This window comes from Flavobacterium sp., assembly GCF_043760115.1.
GTDB lineage: Bacteria > Bacteroidota > Bacteroidia > Flavobacteriales > Flavobacteriaceae > Flavobacterium.
In genome coordinates this window covers 1-22,323 of record NZ_JAYUPK010000068.1, presented here as the reverse complement: position 1 = coordinate 22,323, position 22,323 = coordinate 1, and the positions used below count along the sequence as shown (strand labels likewise).

At 29.0% G+C, this 22,323-nt stretch carries 21 protein-coding genes and 1 tRNA gene; 9 read left to right on the top strand and 13 right to left on the bottom strand.

From position 1 onward, the window contains the following. The 3 genes from ACH2BC_RS05860 to ACH2BC_RS05850 form a co-directional block, all read left to right on the top strand. Positions 1–353: uridine monophosphate kinase (locus tag ACH2BC_RS05860; protein WP_395053052.1), on the top strand; the 353-nt coding region annotated here is incomplete at its 5' end. A 73-nt stretch (positions 354–426) separates the two neighbouring features. Continuing rightward, complete coding sequence (gene frr, locus ACH2BC_RS05855) at positions 427–987, top strand: ribosome recycling factor (protein ID WP_395053051.1); 561 nt, start codon at positions 427–429, stop codon at positions 985–987. Positions 988–1,140: 153 nt separating this feature from the next. Then, positions 1,141–3,555, top strand: a complete 2,415-nt coding sequence (locus ACH2BC_RS05850) for a DUF5686 family protein (RefSeq protein WP_395053050.1) — start codon at positions 1,141–1,143, stop codon at positions 3,553–3,555. A 5-nt stretch (positions 3,556–3,560) separates the two neighbouring features. Here ACH2BC_RS05850 and ACH2BC_RS05845 read toward each other — a convergent pair whose 3' ends face one another. From ACH2BC_RS05845 to ACH2BC_RS05835, 3 genes are all read right to left on the bottom strand, one after another. Next, positions 3,561–3,833: a Txe/YoeB family addiction module toxin gene (locus ACH2BC_RS05845; protein WP_395053049.1), complete on the bottom strand. Its 273-nt coding sequence runs from the start codon at positions 3,831–3,833 to the stop codon at positions 3,561–3,563. Then, the gene (locus tag ACH2BC_RS05840; protein WP_395053048.1) at positions 3,815–4,033 is read right to left on the bottom strand and encodes a DUF2683 family protein; all 219 of its coding nucleotides are present in this window, start codon (positions 4,031–4,033) and stop codon (positions 3,815–3,817) included. Before ACH2BC_RS05840 ends, ACH2BC_RS05845 begins: the two co-directional genes overlap by 19 nt. Before the next feature lie 100 nt (positions 4,034–4,133). Further along, positions 4,134–6,398: a cation:proton antiporter gene (locus ACH2BC_RS05835; RefSeq protein WP_395053047.1), complete on the bottom strand. Its 2,265-nt coding sequence runs from the start codon at positions 6,396–6,398 to the stop codon at positions 4,134–4,136. A gap of 187 nt (positions 6,399–6,585) precedes the next feature. On the opposite strand from ACH2BC_RS05835, the gene ACH2BC_RS05830 reads away from it, so the two are divergent. The 3 genes from ACH2BC_RS05830 to rpoN all read left to right on the top strand — a co-directional run bounded on the left by ACH2BC_RS05830 (position 6,586) and on the right by rpoN (position 12,202). Next, positions 6,586–8,979, top strand: a complete 2,394-nt coding sequence (locus ACH2BC_RS05830; RefSeq protein ID WP_395053046.1) for an RND family transporter — start codon at positions 6,586–6,588, stop codon at positions 8,977–8,979. A 236-nt stretch (positions 8,980–9,215) separates the two neighbouring features. Next, the gene (gene asnS, locus ACH2BC_RS05825; RefSeq protein ID WP_395053045.1) at positions 9,216–10,652 is read left to right on the top strand and encodes an asparagine--tRNA ligase; all 1,437 of its coding nucleotides are present in this window, start codon (positions 9,216–9,218) and stop codon (positions 10,650–10,652) included. 83 nt (positions 10,653–10,735) lie between these two features. Continuing rightward, positions 10,736–12,202, top strand: coding sequence for an RNA polymerase factor sigma-54 (gene rpoN / locus ACH2BC_RS05820; RefSeq protein ID WP_395053044.1), 1,467 nt, complete (start codon positions 10,736–10,738; stop codon positions 12,200–12,202). On the opposite strand, the gene ACH2BC_RS05815 is transcribed toward rpoN, so the two are convergent. Continuing rightward, the gene (locus ACH2BC_RS05815) at positions 12,141–12,413 is read right to left on the bottom strand and encodes a pentapeptide repeat-containing protein (RefSeq protein ID WP_395053053.1); all 273 of its coding nucleotides are present in this window, start codon (positions 12,411–12,413) and stop codon (positions 12,141–12,143) included. The genes rpoN and ACH2BC_RS05815 overlap by 62 nt on opposite strands. Positions 12,414–12,837: 424 nt before the next feature. Between ACH2BC_RS05815 and ACH2BC_RS05810 the strand changes: the two genes are divergently transcribed. Next, positions 12,838–13,236: a hypothetical protein gene (locus ACH2BC_RS05810; RefSeq protein WP_395053043.1), complete on the top strand. Its 399-nt coding sequence runs from the start codon at positions 12,838–12,840 to the stop codon at positions 13,234–13,236. Here ACH2BC_RS05810 and ACH2BC_RS05805 read toward each other — a convergent pair. The 3 genes from ACH2BC_RS05805 to epsC form a co-directional block, all read right to left on the bottom strand. Continuing rightward, positions 13,231–13,941, bottom strand: coding sequence for a porin family protein (locus ACH2BC_RS05805; protein ID WP_395053042.1), 711 nt, complete (start codon positions 13,939–13,941; stop codon positions 13,231–13,233). The genes ACH2BC_RS05810 and ACH2BC_RS05805 overlap by 6 nt on opposite strands. A gap of 119 nt (positions 13,942–14,060) precedes the next feature. Continuing rightward, entirely contained in the window at positions 14,061–14,969 is a 909-nt protein-coding gene (cysK, locus tag ACH2BC_RS05800) for a cysteine synthase A (protein WP_395053041.1), read from the bottom strand. Between the two features lie 31 nt (positions 14,970–15,000). Then, on the bottom strand, positions 15,001–15,822 hold the full coding sequence (gene epsC, locus ACH2BC_RS05795; RefSeq protein WP_395053040.1) for a serine O-acetyltransferase EpsC: 822 nt from the start codon (positions 15,820–15,822) through the stop codon (positions 15,001–15,003). Positions 15,823–16,177: 355 nt separating this feature from the next. On the opposite strand from epsC, the gene ACH2BC_RS05790 reads away from it, so the two are divergent. Then, on the top strand, positions 16,178–16,945 hold the full coding sequence (locus ACH2BC_RS05790) for a S1/P1 nuclease (RefSeq protein WP_395053039.1): 768 nt from the start codon (positions 16,178–16,180) through the stop codon (positions 16,943–16,945). Between the two features lie 173 nt (positions 16,946–17,118). Here ACH2BC_RS05790 and ACH2BC_RS05785 read toward each other — a convergent pair. Together ACH2BC_RS05785 and ACH2BC_RS05780 are read right to left on the bottom strand one after the other, a co-directional pair. After that, positions 17,119–17,203 (bottom strand) — tRNA-Ser (locus ACH2BC_RS05785). Between the two features lie 47 nt (positions 17,204–17,250). Continuing rightward, a complete protein-coding gene (locus ACH2BC_RS05780) occupies positions 17,251–18,279 on the bottom strand; it encodes an asparaginase (RefSeq protein ID WP_395053038.1) in 1,029 nt (342 codons plus the stop codon). Between the two features lie 84 nt (positions 18,280–18,363). Here ACH2BC_RS05780 and ACH2BC_RS05775 point away from each other — a divergent pair, with 84 nt between their 5' ends. Then, a complete protein-coding gene (locus tag ACH2BC_RS05775; protein WP_395053037.1) occupies positions 18,364–18,963 on the top strand; it encodes a Uma2 family endonuclease in 600 nt (199 codons plus the stop codon). A 3-nt stretch (positions 18,964–18,966) separates the two neighbouring features. On the opposite strand, the gene ACH2BC_RS05770 is transcribed toward ACH2BC_RS05775, so the two are convergent. The 4 genes from ACH2BC_RS05770 to ACH2BC_RS05755 form a co-directional block, all read right to left on the bottom strand. After that, positions 18,967–20,094: a 1-acyl-sn-glycerol-3-phosphate acyltransferase gene (locus ACH2BC_RS05770; RefSeq protein WP_395053036.1), complete on the bottom strand. Its 1,128-nt coding sequence runs from the start codon at positions 20,092–20,094 to the stop codon at positions 18,967–18,969. A 68-nt stretch (positions 20,095–20,162) separates the two neighbouring features. Next, a complete protein-coding gene (locus tag ACH2BC_RS05765; protein WP_395053035.1) occupies positions 20,163–20,930 on the bottom strand; it encodes a TatD family hydrolase in 768 nt (255 codons plus the stop codon). Between the two features lie 464 nt (positions 20,931–21,394). Next, positions 21,395–21,670: a hypothetical protein gene (locus ACH2BC_RS05760; protein ID WP_395053034.1), complete on the bottom strand. Its 276-nt coding sequence runs from the start codon at positions 21,668–21,670 to the stop codon at positions 21,395–21,397. Positions 21,671–21,701: 31 nt separating this feature from the next. Further along, a complete protein-coding gene (locus ACH2BC_RS05755) occupies positions 21,702–22,172 on the bottom strand; it encodes an Lrp/AsnC family transcriptional regulator (protein ID WP_395053033.1) in 471 nt (156 codons plus the stop codon). Between the last annotated feature and the right edge of the window lie 151 nt (positions 22,173–22,323).

The following is a 22,323-nucleotide window of genomic DNA, read 5'->3' as shown; positions in this document are numbered from 1 at the left end:
ATCTTGAAAAAGGAAGAATTGTAATTTTTGGCGCAGGAACAGGAAATCCATATTTTACAACAGATACAGCAGCAGTTTTACGTGGTGTAGAAGTTCACGCAGATGTAATTTTAAAAGGTACAAGAGTTGATGGCGTTTATTCTGCCGATCCTGAAAAAGATAAAAACGCAACTAAATTTGATTACATATCGTTTGAAGATGTACTAAAAAAAGGATTAAACGTAATGGATACAACCGCATTTACATTAAGTCAAGAAAATAAATTACCAATTGTAGTTTTCGATATGAATAAAAAAGGAAATCTTTTAAAAATTTGTAACGGAGAAAATATTGGAACAATAGTTAATATATAGTTTACGGTTTATAGTTTGTTGTTTATTGTCAACCACAAACTGTAAACTAAAAACCACAAACAATTTAAAATCAATGGAAGAAGTAGAATTTATTATCGATGAAGCTAAAGAATCTATGAACGGTTCTATTGCGCATTTAGAAAAAGAATTTTTAAATATTAGAGCTGGAAAAGCGTCGCCACAAATGTTAGGAAGCGTTTTTGTAGATTATTATGGTTCGCAAACGCCACTTTCTCAAGTTGCCAATTTAAATGTTCCAGATGCAAGAACAATTACAATTCAACCGTTTGAAAAAAGTATGTTGCAACCAATTGAAAAAGCAATTATGGTTGCCAATATTGGTTTTAATCCAATGAATAATGGCGATTTAATTATAATTTCTGTTCCGCCATTAACAGAAGAACGTCGTAGAGATTTAGTAAAACAAGCTAAAGCTGAAGCCGAAGATGCTAAAATTGGTATTAGAAACTCTAGAAAAGATGCTAATACTGATATTAAAAAATGTGAAAAAGAAGGAACATCAGAAGATATTTGTAAAACTGCCGAAGACGAAATTCAAAATTTAACTAATTCATTTATTAGAAAAATTGACGAACTTTTGGCTGCTAAAGAAGTTGAAATCTTGAAAGTATAATTTATTTGTACTAAAATTATATTAAAATCTGATTATCGTAGATAGTCAGATTTTTTTATTGCTATTTTTGTAATCTCTAAACAAGAATTAATGCGCAATTTTTGGGTTTTTCTACTGATACTTTTTTGCAACTTTGCTTTTTCCCAAAAGCTTATGCAAGGTCAAATTCTAGATTTTGATACCAATGTTCCTATTGCTTTTGCAAAAATTACTTATAATTCTAAAACAATTGCGTCAGATTGGGAAGGAAAATTTAGCATAATTATTAAAGATGAAACTAAACCAATAATATTCTCCTATAAAGGTTATTACGATAAAAATTATTACTTAACCGTTGGTGCCAAAACCATTTCTATAAAAATGGTAAGTGATAATTCTCTTGAAAAAGAAGAAATATATTCAGAGAAATTAGTAAACTCAATAATTAAAAAAGTAGTTGAAAGTAAACCACAAAACCAACCAGAAAAAGTATTTAAAACATTTGAATATAAAAACTACGAACATCTTTTAGTTACTGCCAATACCGATTCTATTTCTAGTAAAATTGATACTATATACAAGAAAAATTTGTTTGGAAGAAAAACTTTGCTTTTAGATTCTACCAATTATAAATTTAAAAAATTATTAGAAATTCAACACGTTTATCAAACTGAAAAAGTAAATTTAATTCAGTTTAACAACACTACTAAAGAAACAATTCTTGCTGCAAGAATGGCTGGTTTTAAAACGCCTTTATATGAATATTTAGGATTGAATTTAGTCTCTTATTCGCTGTATGAAAACAAGTTAGATATTCTTGAAATTCCTATTCAAAACCCAATTTCTAATTATGGTAGAAAAATATTTTCGTTCAAATTAATTGATACTATTAAAGTTGATGGAAGAAGTGTTTACAGAATTTATTTTCAGCCAAAAAGATTAAAAGACGACAGATTACGCGGTTTATTGTATGTTGATGCTGAAAATTATGGCATTGCCAAAGCATTCTACCGAATTTACGGAATTATAAACATCAATGCAACTTACACGTTTGATTATTTAAAAAAATATAAAGTTTGGTTTCCCAAAAAAAGAAATTTTACAGTTGTAAAAGGCAATAATTCTGAAGATTTAAAAATTCTTGGTGGCACGGTTAAATTCAATTCTAATCTTGACAAACTCAAAAAAGACGCTTCAGATCAAATTTATTTAAAATTAGAATCAACTCCTTATGACATAAAAATTAATGAAAATGTTGCGTTTGAACAACCTGCAATAAAAATTGATGCAAGAGAAACAAGTATGTCTAAATCAGATAAATATTGGTCTGGATTTCAAAAAGACACAATAGATAAAAGAAAATATAAAACCTATATTAATCTTGATAGCTTGTCTTTGGCAGAAAATATTGAACGTAAAATATTTCTAGGAAGGAAAATTTTTAATGGATATTTACCAATAGGAAGTTTCGATTTAGACTTAAAAAGTATTTTAAAATATAATAATTACGAAGGATTTAGAATTGGAATTGGCGGAATTACCAATAATAAATTATCAGAAAAATACAAAGTGAGTTTGTATGGTGCTTTTGGTTTAAAAGACAAAGAATTTAAATACGGAATTACGCCTTCCTATTTGCTTGACAAAGAAACCAATACTTGGACAAGTGCTTCCTACTCTGACGATTTAAACGAAATTGGTCAAATAAATTTTGCCACACAACCTCGCAGATTTAAAATTTATGATCCACGACCAATAAATATTTCTACTTTTTACAGAAATCAATTGGCATCATTTTACATAGAAAGTAAATATTTAGCCAAAACTGAAACTTATTTTGGACTTTCAAGAAGTGAAGTGAAACCACTTTTTGATTATACTTATCAATTAAATGGCGAGGATTTTGCAAAATATACTATGACTACAGCCCAATTTGCAATACAATGGAATCCGTTTAGTAGTTATATGCAAACCACTTCTGGACGTTTAGAAATTGATAAAAAGTTTCCTAAATTCTCGTTTCAGTTTACTCAATCATTGCCTAATTTGTTAGGAAATGATTTTAATTTTTCTAAAGCTGATGTTAGAATTGTTCACGAAATTCCTTATTTAAATGGTCAAAATACTGCTTTTACAATGCAAGGCGGAATTGCATCTGGAGATATTCCATTAACACATTTGTACAGTATTGCACCGAATAATTTAAATAGAGAAACTTTATTTAAACGTATAACTTTTGCAAGTAAAAACGGATTTGAAACTATGTTTTTTAATGAATTTTTTTCTAGTAAATATGTGAGTTTTCAAGTGAGACATACGTTTAACAAAATAAAAATCGCCTACAAAGTAAAACCACTTTTATCTGTTGTAACAAGAATGGCGTTTGGAACTATGGATAAACCTGAGCAACATTTAGGATTTGTCTATAAAACACTTGACGATGGATTTTTTGAAAGTGGCGTAGAATTAAACCAAATTTATAAAGGATTTGGACTTACAGGTTTTATAAGATATGGACCAAACGGATTACCAAAAGTAGTTGATAATTTATCTATAAAACTTAGTTATGTATTTGGTTTAGGGTTTTAAGATTTTTAGTAGTGTTCGAGACCAGAAACTACAAAAACAGTATTTTGTTCTTCAACAATTTCATAAATCAATCGGTCTTTACTGTTAATTCTTCTTGACCAAAATCCCGATAAATCATATTTTAATTCTTCTGGATTTCCTGAACCAGTAGACGGATGCTCTTTAAGTTCATTCAAAATTTTTAAAATTTTTTTTATTGAAGCCGTATTACCAGATTTTTTATGAAAAGCAAAATCTTCTTCTGCTGTTGTTTTTATTATTACTTGATACTTTCCCATAAATCTTCAGCAGTATCCATTATCCGACCTTGTTCTTTAATTGTCTTTTTTATTTTAGCAACAAACTTTTGATTGTAAGGACTTTTCTCTTCTTCAATGAGAACGATTTCTTTTGAATCTTGAAAAAAAACTCTAGCCATTTCTAAAAATGCCTTTCCTTTTTTCGTTCTCTCATTAATATTTAATGTAATCGTAGTCATATTATATTTTTTACAAATTTACAAAAACTTTACTTTGATAAATTTAATTTCAGAAAAACTAACAGTTGCAATAACTATAATGAAACTATAATTTAATTTTTTACGGCTTAACAATCAAAACAGAAGGAATTGTACTCAACCAAACACTTTGAGAATCTACCAATTTTTTCCAGCTTTCTAACGAAATCATCATTAAATCTTGCTTGGCAAGAAATCCGGCTTTCATATTGTTTTCGGTTAAAACCGAAATGTTTTCTGGATAGTTTTTTTGTAAACTTTCAATTTCCAATTCTATATCTTCATTGTTTTTTACTTGGCTATCAATGTCTAAAACTGTAATTTTAGAGTCGCTGTTGTAAATTAATTTTTGAGCATAATCTATTAAAAAAGAATCATTTGCTGAGAATATTGGTACAAAAACATCATTTACAACATTCAATTCTTTGTCAATTAAAATTCCGAGTGGCATTTTACTTTTAGAAATTATCAATCGTGTTCTGTCATCAAATGGTGAATTTTCAAACAATCCTTCTTTTCCTGTAAACTTGTCTATTAATCTGTCTGGATTTATAATTCTGGTTGTAAACCCTAATACTTTTCCAAGTAATGTTCCTTCAAATATCGATTTTCCTAATCCTACCAAAACCAAATCGAAATTTCCTCTTGTAGCAATATCTGTAATATCTGTTTCAATATCAACCGTTGCCTTAAAAATAGTTGTTATTTCTTGATCTAAAGTTTTAGATTCTGCAAGTATTGGCGCAAATGCTTCTTGCTCATATTCTTCTAGATTGTAAGCGTGCATTTCATCTGATAAAGAAAGATGCAAAGCAGTTACATTGGTATTTTCTTTTTGTTTTTTCACAAAACTATTTGCCAAATGCAACAACGATTTTCCCTTTTCATTGTTTCCAAATGATATTAAAATTTTGAAATTGCTGTTTCCTATTTCTTTCGGAAATAAAACTTCTTTACGTTTAAAAATATAATTTATTAAATCTATTGCTGGACCAGTCATAAAAGTAGTAACCAATGCCATAATTACCATCATTGTAAATATTTCTCTTGATAAAACACCCAAGTCATAGCCAATATTTAATACTACTAATTCCATCAAACCTCTTGTATTCATCAACGCTCCAATAGTTAAACTGTCACGCCAATTCTGTCCAACAAATTTGGCTGCCAATGTACTTCCAAGAAATTTTCCAACAACTGCAACCAGAATAATGAATCCTGTAATTTTCCACAAATACGGATCGTTTATCAAGCCAATTTCAGTTCGTAATCCAGTGAAAACGAAGAACAACGGAAGCAATAAAATTAAAGCAACATCTTCTACTTTTTCTATAATTATATTTCTAATTTTAGTGATGTCTGGCATAATTGCACCAGTTAAAAAAGCGCCAAACAAGGCATGAATTCCAATAATTTCTGATAAATATGACGAAATAATCAACGTTAATAAAAATATTGCAACAACTGGTTTGCTTAAATTATCGCGAGTTGCATATAAATCTCCAACTTTTTTCAAGAACGGTTTTACAATAAATAACATTGCTAAAACATAAGTAATTGCTAATAGAATTACATACATTGAACTTGCAAATGTTCCTGCTTTTACAATTGCAATTACTGCTGCAAGAATACACCAAGCGGTAATATCATCGGCTGCGGCACAAGTAACTACAATTGCGCCAAGTTTAGTTTTGTGAATGCCTCTTTCTTGTACAATTCTTGCCAAAACAGGAAACGCAGTTATACTCATTGCAATTCCCATAAACAAACTAAAAGATAAAAACTCAACACCTTCTGGAGCAAATTCGTTGTAAACAAAATAAGCCAATCCAATGCCAAGTGCAAACGGAAAAACAATACTTGCGTGACTAATTACAACTGCATCGTTGGCTTTGTTTTTTAAGACTTTTAAATCCAATTCCATCCCAACAACAAACATAAAAAGTATCAATCCAATCTGACTAAGAAATTGAAGATTACCAAGTGATTCTGTTGGAAAAAGCATTGCAGAATATTCTGGAAAATACATTCCAACAAGAGATGGTCCAAGAAAAATTCCTGCAATAATTTCACCAATTACCGATGGTTGTCCAATTTTTCTAAAAATCCAACCAAACAATCTAGCAACAATAATTATAGTAATTATTTGAAGTAAAAGTATGGCTAACGGATGTTTTAAATTATGAGTTAACGAATCTAAAAATTGATTAAAATAATTAGAATTTGAAACTGGCGCAACAACATCGCTACTTTCTAAAAGTTTTCCTTTAGATACAATCCAAAAAATTAAAGCAGTAAATCCGCCAGTTACAATAATATAAAATAAACCGTTTTTAAGATTCTTCATACTTTATAAAACCCTTTTTTTGAGCATTACAAATATGAGAAAACTAAATTACATTTAACAAAAACTAGTAATAATTAATGAAAAACTTATTAAAGATATACTTCAATTAATTTTACATTAAAAGATTGTATAATTTTCTCAGTATTAAGCGGTTTTATTTACCTTTGCAACCGTTTTAAATAGTCAAATGAAAAAGAAATCAAAAGTAGGATTTTGGGAATTTATAGCCGGAATTGTACTAAGAAATAGAATTACAATACTAACAATTATAGGTCTTCTCACTGTTTTTTTTATATTTCAGTGGAAAAACATTAGGTTTTCTTTTACCGAAGCCAATCTTCTTCCAAGCGATAATATTGTAAATGTTGAGTATAATAATTTCTTAAAAGAATTTGGCGAAGAAGGAAATTTAGTAGTTGTTGCAGTAAAAGACGATGCTTTTTTTACTCCAAAAGCATTTGTTGCTTGGAATAAATTAATGACCGAATTTAAAAATCAAAAGGAAGTTGATTTGGTTTTGTCAGTTTCAGATTTAAAAAAACTTCAAAAAAATGATTCTCTTCAAACCTTTGAATTGGTTCCTTTTGTAGATCAATCTAAAATTTTAGACAAAAATTATTTGGCAACTGTAAAATCTGATTTGTTTAATAAATTACCATTTTACGAAAGTTTGTTGTTCAATAAAAAAAGTGAAACCATTCGATCTGCCATTTATTTAGATAAAAAAATAGTAAATACTGCTGGCAGAAAAGACTATATATTTAAAGATTTTATTCCCAAAATTGAAGCTTTCGAAAAAGAAACCAACATTGATTTGCACGTTTCTGGAATGCCATACATTAGAACTTTAAACGCTAAAAGCATAACAGACGAGATAAGTTTGTTTATTGGCGCAGCACTTTTAATCACTTCATTAATATTTTATTTCTTTTTTAGATCATTTAAAACTACATTAATATCCATTTGTATTGTGGTTATTGGCGTAATGTGGTCGTTTGGAATTTTAGGATTATTAAATTATGAAATTACTGTTCTTACAGCATTAGTTCCAGCATTGGTAATTATTATTGGTGTTCCCAATTGCATTTTCCTTACCAATAAATACCATCAAGAATGTCGAATACATAACAATCAAGCCAAAGCTTTAGTTCGTGTTTTAACTAAAGTTGGAACCGCAACTTTAATTACCAATATTACAACTGCCTTTGGTTTTGCTACATTTATTGTTACTAATAACGAATTGCTAAAAGAATTTGGCGTGGTAACTTCGTTAAACATTATGGCGTTGTTTCTGTTGTGTTTGTTTGTAATTCCAATACTTTACAGCTATTTGCCAATTCCAAAAGAAAAACATTTAGACCATCTTGAACGCAGTTATGTGGTTACTTTTATGAATTGGATTCAACGAATTATAAAAACTAAAAGAACTTATGTTTATGTAATTACCGTATTTCTATTTGCCTTGAGCATTTTTGGAATGTTACAAATAAAAACCTCAGGAAGTTTAATTGAAGATATGCCAAAAAATTCCGCATTTTTTCAAGATATTTTGTTTTTCGAAAAAGAATTTGATGGTGTAATGCCACTAGAAATTACCATAGATACAAAACGAAAAAATGGTGTAATGAAACGTTCAACATTAAGAAAAATGGACGAACTTCAAGCATCAATTGAAGAAATTCCAGAACTTTCTAAACCAATTTCTGTTTTAAATGCCGTAAAATATTTTAAGCAAGCATACTACAACGGAAATCCAGAATACTACGATTTACCAACAGCGCAAGAGGAAACTTTTATATTGAGTTATACTAAAAATGCAACCAAATCTTCGCAAAAAGATGTAATGAAAAGTTATATGAGTAAAAATGGTCAAGTTGCCAGAATTACTACTTTTATGAAAGACATTGGCACAGGAAATATGCAAAAAGTAGAAGATAAATTACAAGCCAAAATAAACACCATTTTTCCTGCCGATAGATATAAAGTTACCATGACAGGAAAAGCATTAGTATTTGAAAAAGGAACTAAATATTTACTAGACAACTTAATTTCATCCTTACTTTTGGCCGTTTTTATTACTGCAATGTTAATTCTTTTTATGTTTCGATCTGTCAAAATGATATTCGTTGCATTGGTTCCAAATCTTTTGCCGTTACTTGCTACTGCAGGCATTATGGGTTATTTTGGCATACCATTAAAACCATCAACAATATTAGTTTTTGGTATAGCATTCGGACTTTCTGTAGATGACACCATTCGGTTTTTATCACAATACAGACAAGAATTATCTAAGAACAATTGGAAGATAAAAAAATCGGTTTTTGCCACACTAAAAGATTCAGGATTAAGTATGTTTTACACATCTGTAGTGCTTTTTGCTGGCTTTTCAATCTTTATGTTGTCCAGTTTTGGTGGCACAATTGCACTTGGCGGATTAATTGCTGTAACCTTACTTTTCGGAATGTTGTCAAACTTAATTTTGCTACCATCATTGGTTTTAACACTAAATAAAAGGTTGGCAAACGAGCAAGAATTTCACGAACCAAAGTTTAATGTTATTGATGAAGATGATGAAAATTAGGTTTTCTTGAAGCCATTCCTGCTATTCGTTTCAATCTTTCTTTATAAATTATTTTTTTCTACGCTTTTTTAAGAGCTTCCTTTGGTCGCTTTAAAAAACCAAGAAAAAATACAATTTATAAAGAAAGGATTTTCACTGCTATCAGGGCTAAAAATGAGTAGAAAAATTTATATTTGCAATTCGGTTTAACGTTTTAAGAAAACATAAATCCTAAAAATTAAATTCCATATTAAAAAATGAAACATACTAAAGTTAAAGAATTACTAAACAGTACATCAACTTTAAACGAAATAAATGCCAAAGGTTGGGTAAGAACTTTTAGAAACAATCAATTTATTGCCTTGAACGATGGTTCTACAATTAATAATATTCAATGCGTAGTAGATTTTGAAAACACATCTGAAGAAACGCTAAAAAGAATTACAACTGGCGCAGCAATATCAGTAACTGGAGCTTTGGTAGAAAGTCAAGGCGCAGGTCAAAAATATGAAATTCAAGTTTCTAAATTAGAAATTCTTGGCGATTGCGATGCAGAGAAATTCCCAATACAACCTAAAAATAAACCAAGTTTAGATTTCCTTCGTGAAAATGCTCACTTGCGTGCAAGAACAAATATGTTTGGTGCAATTATGAGAGTTCGTTCGGTACTTTCCTTTGCAGTTCATAATTATTTTCAAGAAAAAGGATTTGTATATGTAAACACACCAATTATAACTGGTTCAGACGCAGAAGGTGCAGGCGAGATGTTTAAAGTTACCGCTTTACCATTTGACAACACACCAAGAACCGAAGATGGAAAAGTAAATTACAAAGAAGATTTCTTCGGAAAAGAGACTAACTTAACTGTTTCAGGACAATTAGAAGGAGAAACTTTTGCAATGGCTTTGGGTCAGATTTACACATTCGGACCAACATTTCGTGCAGAAAATTCAAACACGTCACGTCATTTAGCAGAATTTTGGATGATTGAACCAGAAGTTGCCTTCAATGATTTGGATGACAATATGGATTTGGCAGAAGATTTTATTCAATACGTAATTAAATATACGATGGATAAATGCCAAGAAGATTTGAAATTCTTGGAAGGACGTTTATTAGACGAAGAAAAATCGAAACCACAAGCAGAACGTAGCGAAATGGCGTTGTTAGAAAAACTAAATTTTGTTTTAGAAAACAATTTCAAACGAGTTTCTTACACAGAAGCTATAGATATTTTAAGAGATTCAACACCAAATAAAAAGAAAAAATTCAATTATATCATCAACGAATGGGGTGCAGATTTGCAAAGTGAACACGAAAGATATTTAGTAGAAAAACATTTTAAATGTCCAGTAATTTTGTTTGATTATCCAGCAAATATTAAAGCATTTTATATGCGATTGAACGAAGATGGAAAAACAGTTCGAGCAATGGATATTCTTTTTCCAGGAATTGGAGAAATCGTAGGCGGAAGTCAAAGAGAAGAACGTTACGATGTTTTACTTGAAAAAATGAAAGCTTTAGGCATTGACGAACAAGAACTTTGGTGGTATTTAGACACGCGACGATTTGGAAGCGCAGTTCATTCAGGTTTCGGATTAGGATTTGAAAGATTGGTACTTTTTGTAACAGGAATGACTAATATTCGTGATGTTATTCCTTATCCTAGAACGCCTTTAAACGCAGAGTTTTAAAAAAAAGTTATGAGTTGTGGGTTTTAAGTTGTCAGTTTAGAAACTCAAAACCCACAACTCAAAACTCACAACAATAAATAAATATGCTTAAGCAAAACTTACAATTCAAATTATCTCAAAAATTATCACCTCAACAAATTCAGTTGATGAAGTTGATTCAGTTGCCAACATTGGCATTTGAGCAACGTTTATTGGAAGAAATGAACGAAAATCCAGCATTAGAAACTGGAAAAGACGAAGAAGAAGTTTTTGAAAAAGACGAATTTGACAACAACGACGAATATGACGATTATGAAGGAAGCGATAATATTGAAGCAGACGACATTAATGTTGACGAATATTTAAGCAACGACGAAATTCCAGATTACAAACTACAAGCAAATAATTTTAGCGATGACGATGACGATCGTGAAAATCCGTATGCATCGCCAGTAAGTTTTCATCAAGATTTAATCAATCAATTAAATACTTTTATATTGAATGATACCGACAGAGAAATTGCAGAATTTCTTGTTGGAAGCATTGACGATATGGGTTACATTCGTAGAACAATTCAAGATATTGTTGACGATATGGCGTTTACACAAGGAATTTATACTGACGAAAAATCGGTTGAAAAAGTCTTGCATATTATTCACGAACTTGAACCTTCTGGAGTTGGAGCACGCGATTTACAAGAATGTTTATTGTTGCAATTAAAGCACAAAACACCAACAGAATATGTTGAGCTAGCAACAGATATTATAGAAAATCAATTTGAAGCATTTACCAAAAAACACTACGATAAGTTACTTCAAAAACATAATATTTCTAATGAGCAATTAAAAAAAGCCATACACGAAATAGAAAAATTAAATCCAAAACCTGGTGGATCTTTTACAGGAAACAATAAAGTTACAGAGAATATAGTTCCAGATTTTGCAATAAGAATCAACGATGGCGAACTAGAATTAACCTTAAATGGCAGAAATGCACCATCATTGCACGTTTCTAAAGATTACCAAGAAATGATGCAAACTTATAAAGATTCTCGCGACAAATCGAATTCTCAAAAAGATGCCGTTCAGTTCATTAAGCAAAAATTAGACTCGGCTAAATGGTTTATTGATGCCATAAAACAACGTCAAGAAACGTTATTTGTAACTATGAACGCAATCATGCATTTTCAGGAAGAATTTTTTCTAGATGGCGAAGAAACCTCAATGAAACCAATGATTCTTAAAGACATTGCTGATATGGTTGGTCTAGATATTTCAACCGTTTCTCGTGTTGCCAATAGTAAATATGTCGATACGCCATACGGAACAAAACTGATAAAAGAATTCTTTTCAGAAGCCATGAAAAACGATCAAGGTGAAGATGTTTCTACCTTAGAAATCAAGAAAATTTTACAAAACACTATTGAAGACGAAGACAAACAAAAGCCACTTCCAGACGATCAATTGGCCGAAATTTTAAAAGAAAAAGGATATCCAATTGCAAGAAGAACTATAGCAAAATACCGTGAACAGCTAGATATTCCTGTGGCTCGAATGAGAAAGAAAATTTAATCTGAACTTGTTTAATCTGAACTTGTTTAATCTGAACTTGTTTTAGATTCTCTTGTTTAATCTGAACTTGTTTCAGATTCTCTTGTTTAATCTGAACTTGTTTCAGATTCTCTTGTTTCAGATTCTCTTGTTTAATCTGAACTTGTTTCAGATTCTCTTGTTTCAGATTCTCTTGTTTCAGATTCTCTTGTTTCAGATTCTCTTGTTTAATCTGAACTTGTTTCAGATTCTCTTGAATTTATTTTGAAGTTTTTTATCTGAAGCGAATGGCTTGCAAATTTCTATAATCCATTTTCCTGCTGTACATTACAATCTTTTCATTTTAAAAAAAATGAAAAGGATTTTCATTGCCATCAGGGCTAAAAAGCTATTGTCTTTTATGAAATTTTCATTTCAAAATACTACTTTTGTATCAAATAATTCTAACCTTGAAAAAAATCCTTCCTTTTTTTTCCTATCTCTTCCATCCTATTTTTATTCCAATTTTAGGAACGCTTTTTTATATCTTTTTTAATCAAAATTATTATTCAAGAGAACAGTATTTTTTATTATTATTTCAAGTAATAATTATAACTTTTTTATTACCATTAACTTTTTTTTATTTATTAAGAACCTTTGGGAAAGTTGATACAATAATGCTTACTGAAACTTCTCAAAGAAAAATTCCGCTTATAGTTCAAATTTGTTTAACCGCAGTTTTAATTCAAAAAAGTGTTACGATAGATAGGTTTCCAGAGTTATTTTTTTTCTTCCTTGGCGGAATCATCAGTACATTTATAGCTTTGATATTTGTATTTGCCAACATCAAAGCAAGTATTCATATGATTGCATTAAGTGCGCTTACCTTTTTTGTAATTGCTCTTAGCATTCATCATCAAGAAAATTGTATTGCAATTATCGCTATTCTGTTTTTAATTTCTGGTTTAGTTGCAACTTCAAGATTGTATATGAAAGCTCATACATTAATCGAATTGATGTTAGGTTACATTTTCGGAATGCTTCCACAACTAGTTTTATGGTGGTTTTGGTTATAAAATATAAAATTGTAATCCAATGTTTAAAGTATTCATTTTAATGTCTTGACCTTCTATTTTTGCCGATTTAAATATTGGATTTAATCCATAATAAACATAAGCATTCCAAGTAGTCCATCCAGCAGTTATGTAACAACCGTATTGTAATTTATTAAAATCTGTATTGTTTTTTATAACAATAGTTTGAATATCATTTACAAACTTATACTTGTCAGAAAATAAATAACTTACTTTAAAACCTGTATAAATTCGCCAAAATTTATGACTCGCAAATGTAGAATTTCGCCATCTAATTTCAAATGGAATTTCTAAATAATGAAGCGATTGTTTGTTTTTTTGATAAAAAATATCATCCGAAAGAATTTCATATTCTCTTGTTTCATTTCCATTTACATCAACCAATTTATATTGATATAAATTATGATTGTAAGTAGTTGCTGCATATCCTAAACCAATTGCTAAGGCAAAAGTTCTATTTTTATTTAAAGGAAAGTCTCTTAAAAACCCAACCGAAACTGCAGGAGAAAATTTATTTTGATTCAATCTTAAAGGAATTTTTTGAAGATTACCATAAGAAAAATTAAAATAAAACTGATCTTCTCTATACAAAGAATCAACTTTTATAACTACAGAATCTTTTTTAATGTCTTGCGCAAAAACACTAAAAAATGAAAAAAGAATAAAAATTTTTATTAAAAATTTCATAAAATAATTTATGGTATAAACTTACGAAAAAATAAAATTACAGATGTTAAAAAATATTTTGAAATAAAAAAAGCATCTTAAAATTAAAGATGCTTTTCTAATGCTTAAATTTAAATCATTTAAAATAATCCTTCAATAGATAAATATCTTTCGCCTGTATCATAATTAAAAGTAAGTACAATTGCATCATTAGAAATAGTTTGCAGTTTTTTAGAAACCGCAGCAAGTGATGCTCCAGAAGAAACGCCAACTAAAATTCCTTCTTTTTTGGCAATAGTTCTAGTAAAATCATAAGCATCGTCTTTACTAACTTGAATTACTTCATCTATAACATTGGCGTGATAATTTTCTGGAATAAAACCAGCACCAATTCCTTGTAACGGATGTGGCGCAGGATTTCCACCACTCAAAACTGGTGACAATTCTGGTTCAACAGCAATAACTTTTAAATTTGGAAATTTTTCTTTTAAAACTTCTGCAACTCCAGTTATGTGTCCGCCAGTTCCAACACCAGTTATAATATAATCTAATCCATCAGGAAAATCGGCTAGAATTTCTAACGCAGTTGTAGTTTTATGAATTTCTATATTTGCAGGATTATTAAATTGCTGTGGCGACCATGCGTTTGGAGTTTCCAATACTAATTCTGCAGCACGTTCAATTGCACCTTTCATTCCTTTTTCTCTAGGTGTTAATTCAAATTGTGCTCCATAAATTTCCATTAATTTTCTTCTTTCAATACTCATAGATTCTGGCATGACCAAAATTACTTTGTAACCTTTAACGGCTGCAACTAATGCTAAACCTATTCCTGTATTTCCAGATGTTGGTTCAATAATTACACTATTTGAGTTTAAAAGTCCTTTCTTTTCTGCATCTTCAATCATTGCTAATGCAATTCTGTCCTTTATACTGTTTCCTGGATTGTTGCGTTCTAGTTTAATAAAAACGTTTCTGTTTGGGAACAATCTACTTAGTTTTACAACTGGTGTATTTCCAATGGTTTCTAAAATGTTATTTGCTTTCATACTTCTTTTTTATAATTAATTTTTCACTTTTTTAAATACTAAAATTCAATGCTTCTGGAAAAGTTTGTTTGTTTTTTATCACGATTTCGCTTTTATGAAAAACCAAAGATTGAGCAGGAATTGAATTGGTAATCCAAACATTTCCTCCAATAATGGCATCTTTTCCAATTGTAGTTTTTCCTCCAAGAATAGTTGCATTGGCATAAATTACCACATTATCATCTATGGTTGGATGACGTTTTTCATTACTTTTATCCTTACTTACAGTCAATGCGCCAAGCGTTACACCTTGATATATTTTTACATTTTTTCCTATAATTGAGGTTTCTCCAATTACAATTCCTGTTCCGTGATCTATAAAAAAACGTTCACCAATAGTTGCTGCAGGATGAATATCAATTCCTGTTTTGCTATGTGCATATTCTGCAAAAGCTCTAGATAAAACGGTGCTTTTATAATTCCATAATTCAAATGCAATTCTGTGAACTGTAATTGCATAAAATCCTGGATAAGAAATTAAAACTTCGTTTCTTGATTTCGCAGCAGGATCAAATTCTAAAATTGCGGCTAAATCTTGCAGTAACAACTTATGAACTTTACTTATTTCATTATAAAAATTTGTACTTATTGAATCTGCTTCTTCATTAGAAAATTCTTCTTCCAATAATAATTCTGATAGGATTTGTTTTAATTCAATTTCTTTATTTTCAAAAAATGTAAAATCTAAATAATCAACGCTAGAACAAAATAGCCAAATAGACATTTCGTTTATCCAATATTTGGCTTTCTTTTTATTTAGTAAAATTCTTTTCTCAAGAAAATTAGATTGATAAATTGTTTTATTTACAGACATTTCTTTAGGTTACATAAAAACAAAAACTCTCCAACGAGTTGAAGAGTTTTGCAAGTTAGAATTATATATTTTATAATTATATCACAACAAATTGCTCCTCAATTTTAGAGGAAAAACAGCAATAAAAAGTAATGTAAATTGAGTTCATTTATAAATTTGTATATACAAATATCATTAGTTTTAAAATACAAACCAAATAATTTTATTAAATTTAACGTATAATTATAGAATGTATAAAAAAGATGTATTGAAATTATTTTATTACTAAAAATAATGTTTTTAATTTAATATTAAAATATTTTAAGACTTGTAATTATTACTAACTTTGTAAAAATCTCAATTAATTTCTTTTCAGATGAACTACTTTAAAACAATTTTTGCCTTTTTATTTTTAATACTACTTCCATTAAAATCTTACTCTTGGAGTGAAAAAGGACATTCATTAGTTGCAGAAATTGCTTTTAAATATTTAGATAAAAATACTAAAAAAATGGTGCGCGAATATCTTGACGGAATGAGTATTAAAGAAGCTGCCAATTGGATGGATGATATTAAAAAAGATAAATCTTATGATAATTTAAAACCATTGCATTATGTAAATTTTGAAAAAGATGAAATTGTAAAAGACATTTGTTGCAACAATATTATTTCAGCATTAAATACTTGTATTGCCAATTTAAAAAACTACAAAACGCTTTCTAAGCAAGAAGTTAAAACCAATTTATGTTACTTGTTTCACTTAATTGGCGATTTACATCAACCGCTTCATATTGGTTATGGAAGTGATAAAGGCGGAAATACTTTTCAGGTAAATTTTAACGGAAAAGGAACTAATTTACATTCTTTATACGATTCTGGAATTATAGAATTTAAAAAAGTAAAACTTAGACAATGTTTAAAAGAAAGAAACTATTCTAACATTGAAATTGACGAAATTCAAAAAATTGATGTTGTAAATTGGTCCATAAATTCTAGAAAATATTTGGAAACAATTTATAAAGTAGAAAACAACAAAATTTCTGATGATTATGTAAATGAAAATTTACCAATTATAAAAAGTCAATTGCATCTTGCAGGAATTCGTTTGGCTGGAGTTTTAGAAGAAGTTTTTTCTGGAAAATGAATTTAGTATTTGAAACGGTTTAAAGTTTTTGCCACAGATTTTCACGGATTAAACGGATTTAAAACGTGTTTAACTTTGAAATCTTAAGTGATTTATAATTAACTTTACAGATAATACTGGATTCGAACACCAACTTTAATTAATTTTTTATAAAAATTAAAAAAATAATTTAGCAGAAAGGATGGGATTCGAACCCACGATATGTTGCCATATACACGCTTTCCAAGCGTGCGCCTTCAGCCACTCGGCCACCTTTCTTTTTTAGGAAATACAAAGAACACTAAAAATAAGTAATAATCAAAGTATTATTGCATTTCTCCACGAAGTGAAGTTTCGAAAATAGTTTTAAAAACTGAACTTGAAACATTTTGACCAAGCAAATACATTAATTTGGTAATTGCAGCTTCGGTAGTAATGTCTTTTCCAGATATTACTCCAATTTTTTTAAGTTGTGTACTAGTTTCATATTGTCCCATAGTTACACTTCCGCCAGAACATTGGGTTACATTTATTATATGTAAGCCGTTTTTAATAGCTTTTTTCAAAATTTGAATTAGCCAATCTTCTGTTGGAGCATTTCCAGAACCGTAGGTTTCAAGTACAACTCCTTTTAAATTTGGAATTGCAATTATAGCTGATAAAACAGTATTATTTATTCCTGGAAACATTTTTACAATAACAACATTGTCTTCTAAATTCTTATGAACTTTAAGCTTTTTTAAATTATTTTTAGAAAATAAAATATCTGAATTTACTTTTAAATGTACTCCAGATTCTACTAATTCAGGAAAATTTGGAGAGGAAAATGCTTTAAAATGTTCAGCATTTATTTTTGTAGTTCTATTTCCTCTATATAATTTATATTCAAAATACAGACAAACTTCTGTAATAACAGGTTTGTTTTTAATTTTTAAAGAAGCAATTTGAATAGCAGTAATTAAATTTTCTTTGGCGTCTGTTCTTAAATCACCAATAGGCAATTGCGATCCTGTAAAGATTACTGGTTTGTTTAAGTTTTCTAACATAAAACTCAATGCTGATGCAGAATAAGACATTGTATCTGAACCGTGAAGCACTACAAATCCATCAAAAAGAGAATAATTTTCTTCTATAATTGTGGCAATTTGAACCCATTTTTCAGGATTCATATTCGATGAATCTATAGGTTTTTCAAACGAAATGGTTTCTATTGTACAATCTAGTTGTTTTAATTCGGGTATTTTATTAAGTAATTTACTAAAATTAAATGCCTTTAACGCACCAGTTTCAAAGTCTTTCATCATACCAATTGTTCCACCAGTATAAATTAAAAGTATGTTGGGTTTAACTTGCATTTTTATTTTTTTACAAATGTATTTTATATTCTAATGCTATCAAAAAGTATTTTTATAACTTTGTTTAAATTTATTAAGTTAAAAATGAGTACAGTTATAACAAATATTAAACAACTTGACTTAAAAGGCAGTTACACTTATGCCGATTATTTATTGTGGAGATTTAAAGAAAGAGTAGAATTAATAAAAGGTAAGATTTTTAAAATGAGTCCTGCTCCTAATTCTTTTCATCAAGATATTTCTATGAACTTAACCAGAAGTTTGGATAGATTTTTTTATAAAACTAATTGTAAAATGTACAGCGCGCCATTTGATGTTCGTTTAATAAATTTTAAAGAGAGCAGTGATAACAATAAAATTATTACAGTTATTCAACCAGATTTATGTGTTATTTGTGATCGTTCTAAAATTGATGAAAAAGGATGTTTGGGTGCGCCAGATTTAATTATCGAAATTCTATCTCCTGGAAATTCTAAAAAAGAAATGGATATAAAATTTGATTTATATCAAGAAAATAAAGTTTTAGAATATTGGATTGTAAATCCGTCTGATAAAACAATTTTGATTTATGTTTTAAAAGATGACATTTATATTGGATTAAAACCTTTTATAGAAGATAGTAAATTGCAAAGTCCAACGTTTCCTAAATTAAAATTTGCTGTAAAAAAAGCATTTGAAGTATAACAATTAATCGTATTTAGATTTATTTACAACAGGATTGGCGTACATAGACAAGAAACTTTCTACCATCATTTCATTAGTAGCATCAATTTTTAATTCTAACCTTCTTTCAAATAATGATTTTTCATCTTCGGTATAAAGATGAGAATATTTATCAGTTTTATATAAAATGTCGTAGGCAATAAAATTGGTTGGCCACAATTTATACGATTTTAAAATGGAATCGTCAATAACTTGCGCCAATGCTTGAATTTGCTTGTTAGAATTATCATATTCAGCAGCAATTTCATCCAATTCTGAGTTTAAAACTTCGCCTACGTGAATATGAATGTGTTTTTTCTGACCAATAATTCCACTTAACAACGTCAGAAAATCTTCATTTTTTTCTTTAATGTAAATTTCATCATTGGCTTCTGCCATAAGTTGTGGCATTTTTAAAGCATCTGTTGGATCATATTCGTAAGAAATTGAAACTGGAACTATTTTAACTTTCTTAAAATAATTCGTTAAATTCTTGTCTTCGCAACCCATTGCAAGCATTTTTAATACTCCAGGATTTGTTGCGTCGTTGCCATCTTTTGTTCTTCCTTCACGTTGAGCTATCCAAACTGAACGATTTTCTCTCAATAATAATTGCGCAATATATTCTGCCATAAGTTTAGAACTCATTAGCATTTCTCTTGGCGATAAACCACGTTGTACGAGAAAATTTCTATTTAATTTAGACAATGATAGTAGGAATGATTTCTTAACTAAATTGTCTCCAATTGCTGATGCAGTCATTACTAATCCATTGTCAAACAAGCAAGCATTTAATAACGATGTGTCTAAAATTATGTCTCTATGATTGGAAATAAAAAGATAGGATGTATTTTTATCTAATTTTTCAAAACCTGAAGTTGTTAATCCTTCTGAACTTTTTTCTAAAACTTTTTGAACCGATTGATAAATAAAGTTACATTGAAAATCGCGAATAGAATGGGTTTTTTTTAATTGTTCTTTCCAAATGGCATCATCAACTTCTGGAAAAGTAAAGTTCATCAATGCCTTCATCATTGGATGTTGAACCACATTATGAATTGCTTCATTTATTTCGGCATCATAATAAGGACGAATGGCATCAAATTTTTGCATTTAAAAAAAAGTAATTTTTGTTACAACAAATAAACAAAAAATTTAGCATTTTAATCAATATTGAATTGTTAAATACCAAAAATAGCTTTAGAATTTTCAGTTGTAATTTTAGCAATTTCTTGAATTGGAAGATTATAAATCTCAGATAATTTTTGAGCTACTAAAAGTGTGTAACTACTTTCGTTTCTTTTTCCTCTATACGGAACTGGAGCTAAGTATGGCGAATCTGTTTCAAGAACAATATTTTTAATATCTATTTGATTTAAAAATTGATCAATTTTTCCGTGTTTAAAAGTTGCAACGCCACCAATACCCAATTTCATATTTAACGAAATGGATTGTTGTGCTTGCTCTAAATTTCCAGAAAAACAATGAAATATTCCAAATAATTCGTCGCTTCTTTCTGATTCTAAAACTTCAAAAACTTCATCAAAAGCATCACGACAATGAATATTTATTGCTAATTTATGTTTTTTTGCTAATTGAATTTGACGTTTAAAAGCTATTTTTTGAATGTCTAATGTGGTTTTATCCCAATATAAATCAATTCCTATCTCGCCAATAGCATAAAATTTATTTTTAGATAATTCTATTTCAACGTGCAATAATTCATAAAGATAATTTTCTTTTACATAACATGGATGCAAACCTATCATTAAGAAAATATTTTGAGGAAATTGCTTTTCTAATTCATACATTTTTTGAGTGTAAGATGAATCTATTGAAGGAATAAAAAAACGTGAAACTCCAGTATTTATTGCACGCTCGATCATTTCTGTTCTATCGTTTTCAAATTCTGATGCATATAAATGAGTGTGTGTGTCTGTGAGAATCATTTTTTTATTTTGAGTTGTGGGTTTTGGGTTGTGAGTTTTGAGTTTTGAGTTCTGAGTTTTGAGTTTTGATTGCGGCACTTCGACTGCGCTCAGTGTGACAATGTGAATAGGTAATAAAAGTCGTTGTTTTATATTAAATTGAAAGTTGTTTTGAAATTGATTTTTGATTGTGGCACTTCGACTGCGCTCAGTGTGACAATGTGAATAGGTAATAAAAGTCGTTTTTTTGAAATTGATTTCTGAAATTGATTTTTGAATTTGATTTTTGAATTTGATTTTTGAATTTGATTTTTAATTGTGGCACTTCGACTGCGCTCAGTGTGACAGTGTGAATAGATATTAAAAGTCGTTGTTTTTGATGTTGATTTTTGATGTTGATTTTTGATGTTGATTTTTGAAATTGATTTTTGAAATTGATTTTTGAAATTGATTTTGAATTTGATTTTTGAAATTGAAATTGTAAATTATTTTTTAAAAACCGTTAAAACTACATAAATAGAAATCCAAACAGCACCATGAATTATTAAACATGTAAAGTGATTAATGTTTAAAAATAAATGACGTATTAAATGATACGTAAAATATACTATACTTATTGGAATGAAAAGCCAAAGTAATAAAACTCCAACATTAGGAGTTTTAGCATCGCCAGGTAAAAGTTCGTAACATATTCCTGCAATAAAAATATAAATTACATAAAAACCTAATGTTACATTTTCTTTGGAAAATTTTTTAAGCATGACTTTTTATTTTAAAACGTAAAAGTATAAGTTATAATTGTATTTGTCGTTCTATTTGTTGTTCTAAAGATATGAATGTTTCTGTTCTTGAAACGCCATTTATGGGTTGAATTTTTTTATTTAACAACTGCATTAAATGTTCGTTGTCTTTACAAATTATCTTGATAAGAATACTCCAATTTCCTGTTGTATAGTGACATTCTAGTACTTCTGGAATTTTTTTTAATTCTTTTACTGCTTCAGAATTGCTTGACGCTTTGTCTAGATAAACGCCAACAAATGCCATAGTTTTATAACCCAGAACTTTGTTGTTTACAATAAATTTTGATCCCGAAATTACGCCTGCATCTTCTAGTTTTTTTAATCTTTGATGAATTGCTGCTCCAGAAATTCCTATTTTGTTGGCTATTTGAAGTATTGGTTTTCTTGCGTCTAACATTAAATCGCGCAAGATTTCTTTGTCTATTCCGTCAATTTCTACTTGTAACGAGTTTAGCTTCATTGGTTGTAATTTTAAAGCAAAAATAAGGTTTTTGTTTTAAATTGGAATATTTTTTAGGTTATTAGTCTGTTTTTTTATTGGAATTTTAATGGAAATGAAAAGTCTTTTAGCCCAGATTAGAGTGAAAATCCTTTGGTTGGGGTTTTTTGTG

Bases quoted from the DNA above. Each gene is read 5' to 3' on its own strand.
- frr (WP_395053051.1), top strand. From the start codon at position 427: ATGGAAGAAGTAGAATTTATTATCGATGAAGCTAAAGAATCTATGAAC.
- ACH2BC_RS05850 (WP_395053050.1), top strand. From the start codon at position 1,141: ATGCAAGGTCAAATTCTAGATTTTGATACCAATGTTCCTATTGCTTTT.
- ACH2BC_RS05845 (WP_395053049.1), bottom strand. From the start codon at position 3,833: ATGGGAAAGTATCAAGTAATAATAAAAACAACAGCAGAAGAAGATTTT.
- ACH2BC_RS05840 (WP_395053048.1), bottom strand. From the start codon at position 4,033: ATGACTACGATTACATTAAATATTAATGAGAGAACGAAAAAAGGAAAG.
- ACH2BC_RS05835 (WP_395053047.1), bottom strand. From the start codon at position 6,398: ATGAAGAATCTTAAAAACGGTTTATTTTATATTATTGTAACTGGCGGA.
- ACH2BC_RS05830 (WP_395053046.1), top strand. From the start codon at position 6,586: ATGAAAAAGAAATCAAAAGTAGGATTTTGGGAATTTATAGCCGGAATT.
- asnS (WP_395053045.1), top strand. From the start codon at position 9,216: ATGAAACATACTAAAGTTAAAGAATTACTAAACAGTACATCAACTTTA.
- rpoN (WP_395053044.1), top strand. From the start codon at position 10,736: ATGCTTAAGCAAAACTTACAATTCAAATTATCTCAAAAATTATCACCT.
- ACH2BC_RS05810 (WP_395053043.1), top strand. From the start codon at position 12,838: ATGCTTACTGAAACTTCTCAAAGAAAAATTCCGCTTATAGTTCAAATT.
- ACH2BC_RS05805 (WP_395053042.1), bottom strand. From the start codon at position 13,941: ATGAAATTTTTAATAAAAATTTTTATTCTTTTTTCATTTTTTAGTGTT.
- cysK (WP_395053041.1), bottom strand. From the start codon at position 14,969: ATGAAAGCAAATAACATTTTAGAAACCATTGGAAATACACCAGTTGTA.
- epsC (WP_395053040.1), bottom strand. From the start codon at position 15,822: ATGTCTGTAAATAAAACAATTTATCAATCTAATTTTCTTGAGAAAAGA.
- ACH2BC_RS05790 (WP_395053039.1), top strand. From the start codon at position 16,178: ATGAACTACTTTAAAACAATTTTTGCCTTTTTATTTTTAATACTACTT.
- ACH2BC_RS05780 (WP_395053038.1), bottom strand. From the start codon at position 18,279: ATGCAAGTTAAACCCAACATACTTTTAATTTATACTGGTGGAACAATT.
- ACH2BC_RS05775 (WP_395053037.1), top strand. From the start codon at position 18,364: ATGAGTACAGTTATAACAAATATTAAACAACTTGACTTAAAAGGCAGT.
- ACH2BC_RS05770 (WP_395053036.1), bottom strand. From the start codon at position 20,094: ATGCAAAAATTTGATGCCATTCGTCCTTATTATGATGCCGAAATAAAT.
- ACH2BC_RS05765 (WP_395053035.1), bottom strand. From the start codon at position 20,930: ATGATTCTCACAGACACACACACTCATTTATATGCATCAGAATTTGAA.
- ACH2BC_RS05760 (WP_395053034.1), bottom strand. From the start codon at position 21,670: ATGCTTAAAAAATTTTCCAAAGAAAATGTAACATTAGGTTTTTATGTA.
- ACH2BC_RS05755 (WP_395053033.1), bottom strand. From the start codon at position 22,172: ATGAAGCTAAACTCGTTACAAGTAGAAATTGACGGAATAGACAAAGAA.